General features: G+C 56.8%; 14 protein-coding genes. 5 read left to right on the forward strand and 9 right to left on the reverse strand.

Annotated elements, in window-relative coordinates; genetic code table 11:
• The first annotated feature begins 18 nt into the window (after positions 1-18).
• The 3 genes from PPA02S_RS08670 (at position 19) to PPA02S_RS08680 (ending at position 4,781) form a co-directional block, all read left to right on the forward strand.
• Positions 19-2,718 carry a [protein-PII] uridylyltransferase gene (locus tag PPA02S_RS08670; RefSeq protein WP_028634977.1) on the forward strand — a complete coding sequence of 900 codons (2,700 nt, stop codon included), beginning with the start codon at positions 19-21 and terminating at the stop codon, positions 2,716-2,718.
• A 30-nt stretch (positions 2,719-2,748) separates the two neighbouring features.
• Positions 2,749-3,942, forward strand: a complete 1,194-nt coding sequence (gene dapC / locus PPA02S_RS08675) for a succinyldiaminopimelate transaminase (protein WP_028634976.1) — start codon at positions 2,749-2,751, stop codon at positions 3,940-3,942.
• Between the two features lie 110 nt (positions 3,943-4,052).
• A complete protein-coding gene (locus PPA02S_RS08680) occupies positions 4,053-4,781 on the forward strand; it encodes a zinc metalloprotease (protein ID WP_028634975.1) in 729 nt (242 codons plus the stop codon).
• A gap of 9 nt (positions 4,782-4,790) precedes the next feature.
• On the opposite strand, the gene PPA02S_RS08685 is transcribed toward PPA02S_RS08680, so the two are convergent.
• From PPA02S_RS08685 to PPA02S_RS08705, 5 genes are all read right to left on the reverse strand, one after another.
• Positions 4,791-6,437, reverse strand: a complete 1,647-nt coding sequence (locus tag PPA02S_RS08685) for a Na+/H+ antiporter (RefSeq protein WP_028634974.1) — start codon at positions 6,435-6,437, stop codon at positions 4,791-4,793.
• Between the two features lie 444 nt (positions 6,438-6,881).
• Positions 6,882-7,226: a hypothetical protein gene (locus PPA02S_RS23315; RefSeq protein WP_080667902.1), complete on the reverse strand. Its 345-nt coding sequence runs from the start codon at positions 7,224-7,226 to the stop codon at positions 6,882-6,884.
• Positions 7,227-7,304: 78 nt separating this feature from the next.
• On the reverse strand, positions 7,305-7,529 hold the full coding sequence (locus PPA02S_RS08695) for a hypothetical protein (protein WP_028634972.1): 225 nt from the start codon (positions 7,527-7,529) through the stop codon (positions 7,305-7,307).
• An 11-nt stretch (positions 7,530-7,540) separates the two neighbouring features.
• On the reverse strand, positions 7,541-8,035 hold the full coding sequence (locus PPA02S_RS08700) for a DUF2514 domain-containing protein (protein ID WP_028634971.1): 495 nt from the start codon (positions 8,033-8,035) through the stop codon (positions 7,541-7,543).
• Positions 8,032-8,478, reverse strand: a complete 447-nt coding sequence (locus PPA02S_RS08705) for a structural protein P5 (RefSeq protein WP_028634970.1) — start codon at positions 8,476-8,478, stop codon at positions 8,032-8,034. The genes PPA02S_RS08700 and PPA02S_RS08705 overlap by 4 nt, the downstream gene beginning before the upstream one ends.
• 178 nt (positions 8,479-8,656) lie before the next feature.
• Between PPA02S_RS08705 and PPA02S_RS08710 the strand changes: the two genes are divergently transcribed.
• Complete coding sequence (locus PPA02S_RS08710) at positions 8,657-9,436, forward strand: glycosyltransferase (protein ID WP_028634969.1); 780 nt, start codon at positions 8,657-8,659, stop codon at positions 9,434-9,436.
• A 154-nt stretch (positions 9,437-9,590) separates the two neighbouring features.
• Here the strand turns inward: PPA02S_RS08710 and PPA02S_RS08715 are convergent, their stop codons facing one another.
• The 3 genes from PPA02S_RS08715 to PPA02S_RS22995 all read right to left on the reverse strand — a co-directional run bounded on the left by PPA02S_RS08715 (position 9,591) and on the right by PPA02S_RS22995 (position 13,024).
• Positions 9,591-11,330: a type I secretion system permease/ATPase gene (locus PPA02S_RS08715; protein ID WP_028634968.1), complete on the reverse strand. Its 1,740-nt coding sequence runs from the start codon at positions 11,328-11,330 to the stop codon at positions 9,591-9,593.
• A 252-nt stretch (positions 11,331-11,582) separates the two neighbouring features.
• Positions 11,583-12,056: a hypothetical protein gene (locus PPA02S_RS08720; RefSeq protein ID WP_028634967.1), complete on the reverse strand. Its 474-nt coding sequence runs from the start codon at positions 12,054-12,056 to the stop codon at positions 11,583-11,585.
• Between the two features lie 110 nt (positions 12,057-12,166).
• A complete protein-coding gene (locus tag PPA02S_RS22995; protein WP_154660099.1) occupies positions 12,167-13,024 on the reverse strand; it encodes a hypothetical protein in 858 nt (285 codons plus the stop codon).
• A gap of 277 nt (positions 13,025-13,301) precedes the next feature.
• Between PPA02S_RS22995 and PPA02S_RS08725 the strand changes: the two genes are divergently transcribed.
• Positions 13,302-14,186, forward strand: coding sequence for a DUF6492 family protein (locus PPA02S_RS08725; RefSeq protein WP_028634966.1), 885 nt, complete (start codon positions 13,302-13,304; stop codon positions 14,184-14,186).
• Positions 14,187-14,237: 51 nt separating this feature from the next.
• On the opposite strand, the gene PPA02S_RS08730 is transcribed toward PPA02S_RS08725, so the two are convergent.
• Positions 14,238-16,907: a hypothetical protein gene (locus PPA02S_RS08730; RefSeq protein WP_028634965.1), complete on the reverse strand. Its 2,670-nt coding sequence runs from the start codon at positions 16,905-16,907 to the stop codon at positions 14,238-14,240.
• Positions 16,908-16,911: the final 4 nt, after the last annotated feature.

The raw sequence follows: 16,911 nt of genomic DNA on the forward strand, positions 1-16,911 counted from the left end.
CCACAGGAGCGTGACCCGATGCCACAGGTGGACCCCGAACTGTTCGACCGCGGCCAGTTCCAGGCAGAACTTGCCCTGAAGGCCAGCCCTGTGGCTGCCTTCAAGAAGGCCATTCGCCAGGCCGGCGAGGTGCTGGACAAGCGTTTTCGCGCCGGCAGCGCCATTCGCCCGCTGATCGAAGCACGCGCCTGGCTGGTGGACAACGTGCTGCAACAGGCCTGGAACCAGTTCGACTGGGGTGACCACAGCGGCATCGCACTGGTCGCCGTAGGCGGTTATGGCCGCGGCGAATTGCACCCGCATTCGGATATCGACCTGCTGATATTGCTGGGCGCGGCAGAACATGAACAGTACCGCGATGCCATTGAGCGGTTTCTCACGCTGCTGTGGGACATCGGCCTGGAAGTGGGCCAGAGCGTGCGCACCGTCGATGAGTGCGCCGAACAGGCCCGTGCCGACCTCACGGTCATCACCAACCTGATGGAAAGCCGCACCATCACCGGCCCCGAGGCCTTGCGCCAGCGCATGCTCGAGGTCACCAGCACCGCGCACATGTGGCCCAGCCGGGAGTTCTTCCTGGCCAAGCGCGCCGAACTCCAGGCGCGCCACCACAAGTACAACGACACCGAGTACAACCTGGAGCCCAACGTCAAGGGTTCGCCCGGGGGCCTTCGTGACATCCAGACGGTGCTGTGGGTAGCACGCCGCCAGTACGGCACACTCAACCTGCACGCCCTGGCCGGCGAAGGGTTTCTGCTGGAAAGCGAAAACGAGCTTCTGGCCTCGTCCCAGGACTTCCTGTGGCGGGTGCGCTATGCCCTGCACATGCTGGCAGGCCGCGCCGAAGACCGCCTGCTGTTTGACCATCAGCGCAGCATCGCCGCTCTGCTGGGCTACAGCGATGACAACCCGAAGCGCGCCATCGAGCAGTTCATGCAGCAGTACTACCGGGTGGTGATGAGCATCAGCCAGCTGTGTGACCTGATCATCCAGCACTTCGAAGAAGTGATCCTGGCCGATGACGACAGGGGTACCACCCAGCCGCTGAATGCACGGTTCCGCCTGCATGACGGCTACATCGAGGCCGTGCGCCCCAATGTGTTCCGGCGTACCCCGTTCGCCATGCTGGAAATGTTCGTGTTAATGGCCCAGCACCCTGAGATCAAGGGCGTGCGGGCAGACACCGTGCGGCTGCTGCGCGAGCACCGGCACCTGATCGACCAGAGTTTCCGTACCGATATCCGCAACACCAGCCTGTTCATCGAGCTGTTCAAGTGTGAAATCGGTATCCACCGCAACCTCCGGCGCATGAACCGCTACGGCATCCTCGGGCGCTACCTGCCGGAGTTCGGCCTGATCGTCGGGCAGATGCAGCACGACCTGTTCCACATCTATACGGTCGACGCCCACACGCTCAACCTCATCAAGCACCTGCGTAAACTGCAGTACACGCCGGTGTCCGAGAAATTCCCGCTGGCCAGCAAGCTCATGGGGCGCCTGCCCAAGCCTGAGCTCATTTACCTGGCCGGTCTTTATCACGATATCGGCAAGGGTCGCCAGGGTGACCATTCCGAGCTGGGCGCAGTGGATGCCCAGGCGTTCTGCGAGCGCCATCAATTGCCCGCCTGGGACAGCCGGCTGATCGTCTGGCTGGTGCAGAACCACTTGGTCATGTCCACCACGGCCCAGCGCAAGGACCTGTCAGACCCGCAGGTGATCCACGATTTCGCCCTGCACGTGGGCGACGAAACGCGCTTGGACTACCTGTATGTGCTGACCGTGGCCGATATCAACGCCACTAACCCCAGCCTGTGGAACTCGTGGCGGGCCAGCTTGCTGCGCCAGTTGTACACCGAAACCAAGCGTGCCTTGCGCCGCGGCCTGGAAAACCCGCTGGACCGTGAAGAGCAAATCCGCCAGACCCAGTCCGCTGCCCTGGATATCCTGGTGCGCCAGGGTATCGACCCGGACGACGTCGAGCAGCTGTGGTCGCAGTTGGGCGATGACTACTTCCTCAAGCACAATGCAGCCGACGTTGCCTGGCACAGCGATGCGATCCTGCAGCAGCCTGCTGACGGCGGGCCACTGGTGCTGATCAAGGAAACCACCCAACGCGAATTCGAGGGTGGCACGCAAATTTTCATCTACGCCCCCGACCAACACGACTTCTTCGCGGTGACCGTGGCGGCGATGTCGCAGTTGAACCTGAACATTCATGATGCGCGCATCATCACCTCCAGCAGCCAGTTCACCCTCGACACCTATATCGTGCTGGACAACGACGGCGGCGCGATCGGCGACAACCCACAGCGGGTCCGGCAGATTCGCGATGGCCTCACCGAGGCGCTGCGCAACCCGGAAGACTACCCGACCATCATCCAGCGCCGGGTGCCGCGCCAGCTCAAGCACTTCGATTTTCCGCCCCTTGTGACCATCCTCAACGATGCCCAGCGGCCAGTCACCATCCTTGAGATCACCGCCCCGGACCGCCCGGGGCTGCTGGCCCGGCTGGGGCGCATTTTCCTCGAGTTCGACCTGTCGCTGCAAAACGCCAAGATCGCCACGCTGGGCGAACGGGTGGAAGACGTGTTCTTCATCACCGATGCCGACAACCAGCCACTGTCCGACCCACAGCTGTGCAGCCGCCTGCAGGAGGCCATCGTGCAGCAGTTGCAAGCCGGCCAAGCCAGCACACCCCCTGCACGCGTGACTTTTTGACGACCAGATGATTGACGAGACCTTGCGCCAATGAACCATGCCTTGACCCAGCTCCAGCCCTACCCCTTCGAAAAGCTTCGCGCCCTGCTGGCCAGCGTTTCACCTGCGGCGGACAAACGTGCAATCGCCCTGTCGATCGGCGAACCCAAGCACACCTCGCCGGCGTTCGTGGCCCAGGCGATGGCAGACAACCTCGACAAGCTGGCGGTGTACCCCAGCACCCTGGGCCTGCCCGCCTTGCGCCAGGCGATCGGTCAATGGTGCGAGCAACGCTTTGGCGTGCCAGCCGGTTGGCTGGATGCCGACCGCCACATCCTGCCGGTCAATGGCACTCGCGAAGCGTTGTTCGCTTTCACCCAGGCAGTGGTGAACCGCAGCGATGACGGTTTGGTGGTCAGCCCCAACCCGTTCTATCAAATCTACGAAGGTGCCGCCCTGCTCGCCGGTGCGACCCCGCATTACCTGCCATGCCTGGAAGACAACGGTTTCAACCCCGATTTCGATGCCGTGCCGGCAGAGGTCTGGCAGCGCTGCCAGGTGCTGTTCCTGTGCTCCCCAGGCAACCCAACCGGCGCCCTGGTGCCCATCGACACCCTGAAAAAGCTGATCGCGCTGGCTGACGAACACGACTTCGTGATTGCCGCCGACGAGTGTTACAGCGAGCTGTACTTCGACGAAGAGGCGCCACCCCCTGGGCTGCTGACCGCCTGTGCCGAACTGGGGCGCAGCGACTTCAAGCGTTGCGTGGTGTTCCACAGCCTGTCCAAGCGCTCCAACCTGCCGGGCCTGCGTTCAGGCTTTGTCACGGGCGATGCCGATATCATCAAGCCCTTCCTGCTGTATCGCACTTATCACGGCTGCGCCATGCCGGTACAAACCCAGATGGCCAGCATCGCCGCCTGGCAGGACGAAGCTCATGTGCGGGCCAACCGCGACCAATACCGGGCCAAGTACGACGCTGTGCTGGAGATTCTTCAGCCGGTCATGGACGTGCAACGCCCCGATGGCAGCTTCTACCTGTGGGCAAAGGTGCCCGGTGATGATGCCGCGTTCACCCGCGACCTGTTTGCGTCCCAGCATGTGACGGTGGTACCGGGTTCGTACCTGTCCCGCGAGGTACATGGCGTAAACCCGGGCGCAGGGCGTGTACGCATGGCGCTGGTAGCGCCGCTGGCAGAATGCATCGAGGCGGCAGAGCGGATTCGGGCTTTCCTTGGGAGCTGACAAGCACCTTGCCAGATAAAAGGTCTGTCCGCGTGTCGGGATAGATAGTTACCGCTGATACCCGCTCGGCCACCCGCACCATGGTGACTCCACTACTCTCTGGAGTCACCATGATTACAGCCAAACTCCCCCTACGCCTGGACTCAGTCAACCCGTATAAAGCGCGCCAGCTGGCCTTGACGGAGAACCCGCGCAATGGGCCACCCAGCGGTATGCGTACCCGCTCCATGGGCCCCACCGGCAAACTGTGGAAGCCAGGGCGCCTGCTCAAGGTCTCGTTCGTTAGCAAGGGCAGCGAAGCGCTAAAGGCCCGCATCTACGAGCTGGGCCGTTCCTGGATCGACCTGTCGGGCGCCAACCTGCTCATGGAGCGGGTCGAAGATAACGACCAGAGCGCCGAGATCAGGGTTTGCTGTGCCCCCGAGGCTTACCTGAACGGTACGCACCTGGGCACGAACATCCTTGCAAGTGGCTCGCCCAACCTGATGCTGTGCTTCCAACCTGGTGACGAGCTGTTTGATTTCACGGTGCTGCACGAATTCGGCCATATCTTCGGCCTGGACCACGAACATCAGCACCCTGAAGCGGACATCCCATGGAATGACCGGGCCATGCAGTACTACGCCACAGAGCTGGGCGGGGCAAGCGAAGAAGAAGTTCGCAAGCAGGTGTTCGACAAACGCCCGTCCGCCGACCTCGTCAACATTGGCTACGATCCACACTCGGTGATGCACTACCCGGTAGAACCCTTCCTGACCACCAACGGCTGGCAGGTGGGCATCAACGCCGAACTGACTGAAAAGGACCTTTCATTCATGCGTGAAGCCTACCCACACTAACCCTTACGCCTATCGAACGTGCCCCAGGTTTGCCTCGCTCATGTCGAGTTCCCCCAGCACCTGGCGCACGACCTCATCACCTACCAGGTGCTGGCGATGCAGGCTATACAGTTCAAGCCGCTGGGCGCGCAGTGCGCGCAAGCGCAACCGCCGCTCCAGCTGATCCATCTGCTCGGCCAGCGCCTTGGCTTCGGCGCTGTCGTTGTAGCTGTCCAGCTCATCACGGTACTCGGCCATCAGCCGGGCCTTGAGCTCCGTCGCCAAGGTGGCCTGGGCGGCGTCCTGGGGTGCACTGCTGTCAATGACCTCTTCTGCTTCCAGGGCGTGGATCGCGGCCTCGGCGGTGCGCCGCCAGGCCTCCTGCACCTCCTGATGCAAACGCTCGTCCGGGCTCTTGGTCACGCCGCGCAGCAACAAAGGGAGGGCGATGCAGGCGCTGATCAGTGACAGCAAAATGACACCCGCGGCAATGAAGATCAGCAGGTCCCGCTCAGGGAATGCCTTGCCCGCCCCCATCAGCAGCGGGATGGACATGACGCCGGCCAGCGTCACCGCACCCCGCACGCCGCCCACCGTCAGCAGCCAGCAGGACCGCGCGGTGGGCATCAGCACCAGCGCCGGCTTGCCACGCCAGTGGCGGATAACGCCGATCGCGCGCCAGATACTCTGCACCCAGATGAACCGCAGCAGGATCAGCGCGGCAAAGATCGCCACCACGTCCAGGCAGCGCCAGGCCAGGGTCGGCCACAGCGTGGCTTCGTGGCTGACCACCGCCTTTATGATGTCCGGTAATTGCAGGCCCAGCAGCAGGAAAATCAGGCCGTTGAAGGCGAATTCCAGCAGCGACCAGACGCTGCGGTTGAGCAGGCGGGTGCTGGTTTGGCGAGGCAGCAGGTCCAGCCAGCTCTGCATCATGCCTGCCGCCACAGCCGACAGGATACCCGATACCCCCAGGCGCTCTGCCAGAACGTAGGCCGCGAAAGGCAACAGCAGCATGAACACCACATGGGTGGCAGGGTCGTCCCAGCCACGGGCGATCATCCAGGCGCGCAAGCGGCCTACCAGCCAGCTGAGGGCCACCCCCACTGCCAGCCCGCCCAAGGCCACCAATACGAAGCTGAAGCTGGCGTCTGCCAGCGAGAACACACCGGTAATCGCCGCTGCCAGGGCGAACTTGAAGGTCACCAGGCCTGAGGCATCGTTCATGAGCGCCTCGCCCTGCAACATGTGCATCAACGGCGTGGGCAAACGGTCCTGGGTGATGGCCGAAACAGCCACGGCGTCGGTCGGCGAAAGCACCGCCGCCAGGGCGAACGCTACTGCCAGCGGGATACTCGGCAGCAGCCAGTGGATGAAGTAACCCGCCCCGACCACGGTGAACAACACCAGCCCGACGGCCAGCGCTACCACCGGCCCGCGCATGCGCCACAGTTCACGCTTGGGGATGCGCCAGCCATCGGCGAACAGCAGCGGCGGCAAGAACAGGAACAGGAACAGTTCTGGGTCCAGCGCCACGTGCAGCCCAAGGGTGGGCCAGGCCAGCAAGGCACCGGCCGCGATCTGCACCAGTGGCAGGGGGAGTGGAACCATGCGGCCGACCAGCTTCGACACACTGACCAGTGTCAGCAGAATGAGGACGGTATAAGCGGACTGCATCCGTTCGGGTTTCCTTTTGAACAGTAACGACGACAAAAGGCGAAACATCGCCTTTGAAACAATATGTTAGCGGTGCCCTGAATGGCAAAACCGCTGCACCATGGTCGTAAAAGACTATTGAATATGTAACATGATGATGCTTCGGTGACAGCAGGGTCGATTCGTTCCCCAGGATTACAGCGGGTGCAGCCAGCGCTGCCCAGCCCATCACGTTCCCACCCGTGGCACTTGTAGAACCGTTCCCGCATAATCCCGTGGTTAACATGATAAACGGAGAGGTTGGGGTAGCCTGTGACCCCAATGTGCACAATGACCTACACGCTCTACGGCATCAAAGCCTGGGACGCCAAGTTAAACCGATGAAATCCCAGTAAAATCAATGCCTTGAATCAATAACGGCGCTTTAGATTAGCGCCGTTTTTGATGTTTTCTAGCTCAATAGAATCAGGCCTTTACGGATGTATTTTGGGGAAGAATTTCCCTTCCTCCAGCGCCGCCACTCCCTCCCGGCTTCCCGCCAACCACGATCCGTCCTGGATCTGGCAACCTAAATCTTTCATGCTGAAACAAACCGATGTGCCAGGCTTCTTCATGCTCGAGCAGGGCCCACAGTCGCGCAGCCTCCGCGAGCTCAAGCATGTCGGTGAGCTGCAAATCGTCTACCTCACGGCGACGGTGCGCGGCGAGCGCCATTTCAGCAAGCACTGCTTCACGCCCATCTGGGTCTGTCACCAAAGCGTGACTATCGTTGAGCTCAGATATCCACTGAGGTGGAAGTGACTTTGCCATAGAGCACCGATACTGGATATTTGAACAGTATGTTATGACCTGTGGATGCACCGGGCAACTGCCGGTCAACGGATTTGATCAATGCAGAGGAGGCAGTTCCTTGCCTCTAGCCTTGGCGATGACTCGACGCTGATAATCCGAAACCGCCTGGCCCAGCGACTCTGAATAGATTCGCAGGCGCTCAACCTCTTCAGGCGGCGCTCCGTAGCCCCTGGCTTCCCAATAACGTTTGAGAGCCTCCATCGACTGCTCGATCAGTGGATCACCTGCCTCAATAGCTTCGGCCAATTCATCTTTGTCCATCAGGGGCACCCCTACTTGGTCAAAGCATTATAGGACGCCTCGCACAGCTGTCCTGCTATTCGGGCTTGGTCATAAGCTTTCGCCAGTTCTCCCGCTCGAGCATCAGCCCGTGCGAGCAGGTCGGAGAGCACCATGGCGGCGCGGGTGGCTGCCTGGCCTCGGGCGATAGCGGCGGTATCCGTGCCGGGGCAACTGACGGTGGCGGCGAGCTTAGCGCCTTCGTCGTGCAGCCGCTGGCCAGCAGCATCGGCGCCAGCAGCGCCAGCATCAGCCGCCTGGTGTTGTTCGTATGCATGAGCTCTCCCCTCCTCCTGCGCCTCGGCGCGTCGTTGTTCTTCCTGCCTGGCCTCGCGCTCGCCGATCACCTCGGCCAACCGGTCGCCGCTATCCCGGTGCGCCGATGTGGCCAGTGCCTGGTTGCGCTCCACCGACCGCCCGTGCTGGTAAGCGCCCCAGTACGACGCGAACACCAGGGCCAGCAGGCCCAGCCGCGCCGGCCAGCTCATGCCAGCGCCCGCCGCACGCCTTCGTCGATTACCTCGGCCTTGTAGGGGTTTCCACCGTTCTCGTGCACGATGATGCCCACCACCAACTCGCGCAGGGTCTGCGGCTTGGAGATGTCGATCGAATCGCGCACGCCGACACCCAAGCGCTTGGCGATAGCCTGGGCGTAGGCGTTGGTGTCGTTCTCGCTCGCCGGCGCCCAGCGGCTGATGAATTCGAGCGGGGTATCGATACCAGGCCGGCCCACTCCGGGCATGCCGTCCTTGCCCCGATAGTTGAGCAGCAGCTTGCCCAGGGCCCGTATGCCGTTCTCCGGTTGGTCGAAGCGGGCAAAGCGCGGCTTGGCGACCCCCACTTCCAGGCCGAGCTGGCCCTGCCAAGCGTTGCGGGGGTTGAAATCGATGTTGCCCGGGTTGTTATTGCGGACACCGCGGGATGTGGTCATGGTTTTCTCCAGGTGTAAAAAAGCCCGCACTGGGCGGGCATAGATGGGTAATTGCGAGCAACTCATGCTAAGCAGGATGCAGCACCGGGAATTCTATAGTTCGAGGCGAGGGTGGGCGATCAGGTGGCGCTATACCTACAACGTGGTATTCTCGAGATTTTACAAATCAGGATGTAAAATGAAGGCTGTAACTTACTGGGAGTCAGCCCCAGGAAAAACAATGCCACCTTATATCGCGCTTTGCATAGCCACAATGCGACTAGCGCTTGGGCCGTCATTCCTTCTTTTGCATGAAAATAATATTTCTGAGTTTCTGCAGGGTGATTTTCAAGAGAAGTCATGGGCTTTCAAACCCAGAGAAAAAGAACAAGACCCCGAAATAAAAGCGATCGTAGCCAAAAGCGACTACATAAGGATGGCGTATGTGGCTCAAAATGGCGGTTTCTGGATGGATGCCGATACGATCGTCTTTAAGAACTTTTTGCAAACTTTTGAACTGACAAACAATTCAATTTACTGGCATAGCGAGCAGTTTTTCGGCGGGAATAGCGGCAGCCGACTATTAAAGACAGCTTGCGCTAAGGCGCTTGCTGACGAGTACCAGTCATGGGGCAATCCGGGTGACATTAAAAATCTAATTCAAGCCAACCCCGAAGAAGCAAAGACAATACCACCAGAACTAATAGACCCAGGGTATCGCCCCGCCTACACATACGCCAACTGGGAAATACTTTTAGACAAGGAAATTAACGTACAGGACTTCCTAAACAACAAGGAAGCAAAACTTATGAAACTGTACAACACCTACCTGCGCGAATCGGGCCTAGGGCTTTTGAGCATGGAAGAGTTCTTTGACTCCAATACATTGATTTCGCGTATATTTTTGTCTCTTAATCCTGATAAAAAATTCTGGATCACCCAGACTGACCGTATATTGAGGTACCACAACGCGTCATAATGAAATAAAGGCGCCTCAAGCTTGCTAGCACGCAGGCCCGCATTACGCGGGCCTCTGCTGCCCTGTAAGTCACCCCGCCTTGATGACCGCCCTAAATTCCCGATCACGAGGTACTTGCCAAATCTTCATAATTAGGGCAGATAGAATCTTGCGGTCACGCAGTGGAGTTAGCTTGACTGGATGGCTGATTGATAGGTTGCTGCTGAGTAAGGCCCTTCTGACGCGCCAGCTGTTCGATCACCTTATCGCGCTCGCCGTATAGGGAAACGACTCCTTCCGACATCACAAGTACGCGATCTAAGCGTGTAAGGACGTTTGGCCGATGCGAGACAATGAAAACTGTTGACCCTAACTCTTTGAGCCTTTCGAGAGCAGCCCCCAAAGCACGCTCACCTAATTCATCAAGGTTTGAATTCGGCTCGTCGAGGACTATCAGCCTAGGAATATCATAGATCGCTCGGGCTAGACCGAGCCGTTGACGTTGGCCGCCGGATAGGTTGACCCCCTCACTACCAATGACGGTCTCGTAGCCGTCGGGTAGCATGAGAATCATCTCATGCACCCCGGCAATTTTTGCCGCCTGAACGACCTTCTCTGGATCAACAGTCTCGAAGCGAGAGATATTTTCGCTGATGGAGCCTTCAAATAGCTCGATGTCTTGAGGCAAGTACCCTACATATGGACCAAGGTCGTGCTTATTCCAATCAGTGATGTCAATATTGTCGAGGAGTACGGCGCCGCGTTCGCAAGGCCAGATTCCCAAGAGTGCACGTCCTAGCGTTGACTTACCTGCACCACTCGAGCCAATGACTCCAACAATAGAACCAGCGGGAACAGAAAAACTGACACCCCGCAAGACTGGCGTCGAACCACCAGGAGGGGTTACTACTAAGCCCTCGACATGAATACACCCCGTAGGAGGCGAAAGTTTTTTACTCTCGGGCTCAGCACGCAGATCTCTCATTGCCTTGCTTAAGCGGTCATACTGGACCTTGGCTGAAATGAAACCCTTCCAATTTCCGATGACTTGATCAATCGGCCCCAGAGCTCTCCCCAATAGCAAAGACCCTGCTATGAGGAGACCAGGATTAATCTGATGAGTAACAACTAGGTAGGCACCAATGGCGAGCGCAATGGATTGTGACCATGTACGAAAGGTTTTGGAAACTGAGCTTATGAGTGCTCCCTGGTCGCCTGCGTCGGATTGCATCCTTAACAGTTTTCGCTGTCGACTCGCCCATCTGTTCATCAGCGTCTCAAGCATACCCATCGACTCGATAACCTCAGCATTACGCAGGAGCTTGGTCGTGGTAACATTAGACTCGACGATCTGCCTATTTGCTTCAGCGGTAACCTTTCCTGTAGCTTTATGATTTATCACGGCCAGCACAATAAGCACTAGTGCGCACCCGATAGTAAACCAGCCCAACCAAGGATGAAACAGGAACATGACCGCTGTATATACCGGGAACCAGGGAGCGTCAAAGACGGCAAGAATTCCTGAGCCGGTGAAGAACTGCCTAAGTGCGGTTAGGTCATTTAGCGATTGGGCCGTTGCATCAGTACCACCGCTATTGAGTGCGCGTTTAAAGCTTGCACGGTAGACGTCCGAACTGAGTAGAACAGAAAGTCGGTTGCTGACTCGAACCAGAATTCTAGAGCGCACCCATTCTAATGAGCCGGACGTGACAATCAAGCCTGTCAGGACGATGGTCAGAATCCCAAGGGTTGAAGTGTTACCCGAAGGCACCACTCGACCTGAAACCTGGATCATAAAAAAGGTCGGGACCAGCATTAGAGCATTCACAAATAAGCTGAAAAACCCAACCGACAGAAAACTGACTTTGCAAGCTTTGATAGCAGCATGCAATTTATTGTCCCTTAAGGTACTCATGGCATCCGTACTGATCTGAACAAAAAAGGTGCTCAGTGTAGCATCTGCTTGCGCCATGCGGGCCCAGATGAAAATACATTCATGAGCGCAACCGCGGCTTAAATTCTTGCGGATGCTGCAAGAGGGGAGTGAGCCTGGGCACAATCACCAGCCGGGAGGAAATCACAAAGGGACTAGGGATTGAGCAACGCTGCCCGGGCCTCTACTGCTCCTCGCGACCGCAAAGAGCACCAGATTAGAAGATGCCGGGTATCACTCGGTGAGCGCCGAATCTTGCGTCTGAAGCGATTCCCGGGAGGCAAGCACTTTACGGATAACGGCGACAAGCAATTCACAGCTTTGAGCATCCGCCTCATTGCTCAAGATTACTTCGCCATTGGCCCCCTTGATATCCCCGTTGTGGTCAGCCCGGAATACCCCAACAACCCGATCAGAGCCCTTCAGTGGCGAGCCGGTGACAATCGTCGCTTCAAAGTGGCAAAAACCGTCTGACACCACCGGAGCAACCTTGATGGTGAATGGTTTTCCAAGAACTCTACCGGTTACGAGCTTGGCTTCCCGCTCTACGTTGATTTGAGCATAACCTTTCAACACACTTTCACTGAACTGAGGCCAAGCATCTATAATGTCCCATAAATGATCACCCGCCATATTGAGGCTTGCCTCGATTCTCGTAAGGCTATTGCAGAAGTCCTTGCGATCGAACTCTAGATCCATCTTTTCCATCTGGCAGCTCCAGCTTGTTTGCATGAGGGGCCCTATCTACATCAAAACCAATAGGTTTTCCAGTCCGCGTGGTTATTTTCTGTGCAAAAACCTGGACATGCTGCCCGCACTCACGACTCCTTTCGGCGTTGCGCGAAGTCAGATACAGCCCTGAGCCATCCGCTTTCAGGGTCCAAGACCGGCGCGGCCCCTGAAGAATCGCGGGACCGGCTGCTGCCCCATACGATGCAACCATCAGCCCCCAGAGACTCTAGCGCTCGTAAGCGCTGACTCATCTCGTCGTAAGATAGCCAGCGCGTAGCTCGACCCTCGCCAACCTCCGGGGTTATATAAGGAATGATTTTTTTGGAGGTAGAATATTTTCGGGCAGCGCTGATATTGTAGCGCGCACTTTCAAGCCAAGCTTCGAAGCCACTCCCACTGTAGTTATAAAGAGATGGGCTAAAATAATCCACCGAAGCCGCAACCTCATTATACCTTGCGTTGATTTCGTCATACTTTTTGACTTTACTCGCAGACCATCCAAACGTATTCTGAGGCACTGTCGCATAAAGGCCGATAATCGCTTCTGGATGGGATTTCCTATACAAGCCAATCGCCTCTAGAATTCGGGATGGTGTTCTTTCATCAAACCGATCCCAGCTTTCGAGATCAAGCGAAATCATATGAGATTGTTTTTTTTGGTAATCTGCGGCAACAACCCTAACTTTTGCTTCACTTATAGTCGCATTGTTTTTTCTATCTTTTGTTCTTGGAAAACTTAAAATTTTATTATCATACACAACCTCAATGGTCCTCACTCCAAGCTCTGCAAGCCAGGCCTGATCAGGCTCAGCCTTGACGGCCGCGCCATCCACTAATCGAGTTTTGTAGGGGATGAATCCGTACACATCGAATGCGGCAGCTACCACAGGGTGGATGCCACACGCAGCCATTGCTAGGCCCACCCATACTTTACTAACAGCCATCTTATCTCCTTGCGCGAGCTGCGATAGACACACTAGCAATGTGGATCACGCTGCCTTACAAAACGTTCCCTCCAGCCTTAAAGCCCACATCGAAGGCCCTCAGCAAGGTTGCCGAGATCTTTCGTTACCACCAATAAAGCTTAATGTCAATGGCGCTTTGACAAATTCCGCCCTGCTCCGCTAGATGGTGCCGTTTCCTAGCTCTGATCGATGGTTGCTACGATGCACGTCATTACTTTATCGTATAACACTAACAGCCATAATTTAAGGAAAGGGCATGTCTATCGAAATCCATACTATAACCTTTACCGGCGACTCAAGGCTGCATGAACTACAAGCACTTTCAATAGATAAAAAATTTGATCATAGCGCGATATCGAAATACCGAATCGTAGTTAATGACAAGAATGAGAGCGCCGTCAGAGAAAGCATTGAAAACTTTTTAAACACTAACATCTCTTTAGCACTTCGCCGAAAGACTGAGATCGTTTCATCTACTAAATATTTAGAGATCGGAACTGACGGATGGAAAGACCAGCAATACCTTAAACTTTTTTCGGTGGCAGACTCCAGCGCAGACTGGGCAATTGTGCTTGACGCAAAAAACCACTTCGTAAAGGATACGCTAGTTTCAGATTTCTTTGAAGGCGAAAAAGCCAAAACTACATTTTCACACCCATCTCCACTATTGGAGCCTCTTCTTCTTGGCTCCAACGAGTTTTTCGGCGTCGACAATTATCCTGGCGCCTCTATGCCAACTATCACCCCTTACACCATGAAGCCCGAACTTGTAAGGCTTATGTTAAGCAGGATTAAGTCTGACGCCCGCCTGGAGGGATCTGGCAGTCTTTCTACTGCGCCAGCCCTTAAAAAGGTAAGCGAGTTCTTCCTCTACTTTGCATTCATGCAAAAAATTGGCTGCGTTGGCGATTATTATCAAGCCTCGGGCAAGCTCTGCGAGACGCTTTACACTACTTGGCCGCAAGACCATGATATCGTAGAGCGATTCCTCAACGACCTGCTATCTGGAAAGTATTTTGTTTTCGGGCTGCACCGGAAGCGCCTACCTCAATTAACCGACACAGAAAAAGAGCTAATATCGGAAATATGGAAACCTTTAGGGCTTCCAAAGTCTCACAGCTATTACCTAGAGGCTGTTTGATGAAACTGAGCCCGATTTAACATCGGGCTCAGAACCAACACGATATCTTATTTAGTAAGAAGCTTTCTCCACGCGCACCCTGAGCGTTCCTGCGCCCAAGTCTATGGCTGACCCAGTGTCGTTTCTTAGGAAGACCTCAACCGTGTCTTGAGCTGATACGCTCGCCTTTAGGGCAGTTCCACCCAGCGGCAAGGTGAAGGCTGCGTCAGTGAAATCACCAATGCTGGCCCCTGGGACGGTCACTGTCTGGGGAGGGGATTGTTGACCGGGCGCTACGCTTGGAGGGTTCCAAGCGACCGATCCGTATAGCTTTTGATGCCTATCTGCGGGCAGGAAAAGCATTGGAGTCTCGCCCACGAAGACCCCTGCGTAGCATATATCGATATTGAATGGTGTTCCGTCATCGGTATAAATCTGGATATCCGATACAGTGCCCGCAGGGATATCAGCTCCAGTCGTCATGTTGACAGTTGACCATTCACTATCAGTCAGAGTGGCACTGAAGAAGAGCCCGGAGAACGAGACTCTTAGCGTCTTGCTACCGGATGCTGCATTTCTCGCCACAAGCACGCAACTGCACCTAGCGGTTGTCGGCAGGGCTTTAGGTCTGATCCTGACAGAGTTCGAAGCGGTGAGCGCCTGATTGATGTTGAGATAGTTTCCTCGGATTCCTCCAGAAAAGGATGCCCCTGTCTTCGGAGTGATAGAGGAGCTGTTGGCAGACCCTACAGGCAAGCCAGCTCCTACATACGAAGGCAAAACGTCGTAAAAGTCACCGTTAGGCACCAGGTTGTAGCCCGTGTCGCTCTTCCATCCTGCGGCTCGGTCCGATCGATACCCGCTTGAAGAACCCCGGGCGACTTCAGAGATAGCGGCAAAGTACGGCATTTCATTGGCCGCATGAGAATCGGTACGGATCCTGGTCTTCGGCCGAGACTTGAGCCGAACATACTTGCTGTCGAGATAAGTGTCATCGAACAGCATTTCGATGTCGGCGGTATTCGCAGGGTCAGCATACAAAATGTCAACCGTGTGGTAGCTGATGTCACCACCGTGCCATGTCCACGACTGTACATTCTGGTTGGCCATGAAGCGGAAGGCGTAGTCCTGCGCCTGAGCGTATCCTTGACTAGCGTTACCGCGGAGCGCAACGTTGATGAAGTCGAATTTGTTACTCGGCGCCGTCGAGTTCTGATGAGTCATGATGGCTTGGAACTGGCCGCCAATGAACGTGTTCCAGTAGTTGTCAGAGAATACCGTTCCCCGCGCCGACCCGCAGATCAGCAAGCGCATTTTCAGATCCTTCATCTGCGAAAACCATGCGCCGTTCAGGTGGAGGTCGGTGCTAAATCCTTCCAGGCCCTTGATAGTCAGCCGCTTGCAGCTATCGGCGCGCACTGCGCATTCGCTGACGATAGTAGCGCCAGTTGCTTCGACGTCTAGCCCGCCGATCGTAGGGCTTTGGCCGACTGTCTTGAAATTAATTTCGCTGACCACGTACTTGCCGGGCGGAATCAACGCTCGCCCGATCTTGAGTTGGGAAGTCCATTTTGCGAATGCCGCGGTGCCATCGGTAACGCCGTCAAGCGGACAGTTGAACCAATGGACGTTGATCCTCCCATCGTGGATTCGCTCATACACCACGCCAGTTACCGTGACGATGTATGTCCCGTCGGTATCGATGAAGCCAGGGATCACTCCAAGGCTTCTGAACTCTCCATACAGGCCCGGCCGGGTGACGACAATACGGCCGGAATTCCCTTGGTAGGCGCGAAGCTCAGTATAGTCATAGAAAAAACCACCAAGCCAATCGGGGTTGATCTTCCCAGCGCTGTCGGCACGAGGGACGCCCTGAGCGATGGGGCCCTCTGAAATCTCCCCCCTGAGCTCAGCAATGGCTTGCAGGCTATCATTCGCCTGCCATCCATCATTGGTGTAGATGAGTTCTTCCTGGTCTACCGCATTGAAGTATCTGTCACCTACCTGAAGCGGAGAGCCATCATCTCGAACGACTGGCGCTTCTGGCGATGGCAGCAGGAAGCGTTCCGTGCGGGATTGCGCTTCCGCAGCTGTATCGACGGCCTGCGCGGCGGCATCGACTGCGGCCTGAACGTCGCCCGTTCGAGCAATGCTCTCCGGCAGCCATTCCTCATCAATCTTGCCCTGAGCATCCGCCAATGGAATGAGCCCAGGACCTGGGTTCACAGAAGCAGTGCCGCCCGTAACAACTGCCTGGGCGTTCTGCGCGCTCGCGGCTGCACTTGCCGCGCTTTCTGCGGCAGATCTTCGGTCATCCGCAACCTGGTCGGCAGCAGCTTTTGCTTCCGAAGCGCTTTCAGCCGAGACCTGCTCTGAAAGTCCTGCTGCCAACTGGCTGCTAGCCGCTGCCTGTTCGCTGATGCTCGCCGCACTCTGGCTATCGAGGGCAGAGGCGGCTGAGAGGGAGGCCGCGTCCATGGCTTCATTGGCGGTCGCGGAGGCGCCGACAACTTCCTGGCGAGCTTGCTCCACCGCGGCCGCGTCCTGAGAAACTTGCGACGCCTTGCTGGTTACGACTTCGGTCTGCCCAGCGACTTGGGCGGCATCGACCTTAACCTGGGAAGCCAGATCCTTGACCTTACTCAGATCCTGGCTGGTAGAGTCTCGCGCTTCCTGGATCTGCCCGAGCAACTGCACCGCTGCATCAATTTCTGGCCCGGTGTGGGCGCTGTTGTAAGCCATGGAC

It is taken from the genome of Pseudomonas parafulva NBRC 16636 = DSM 17004, from assembly GCF_000730645.1.
Lineage (GTDB): Bacteria > Pseudomonadota > Gammaproteobacteria > Pseudomonadales > Pseudomonadaceae > Aquipseudomonas > Aquipseudomonas parafulva.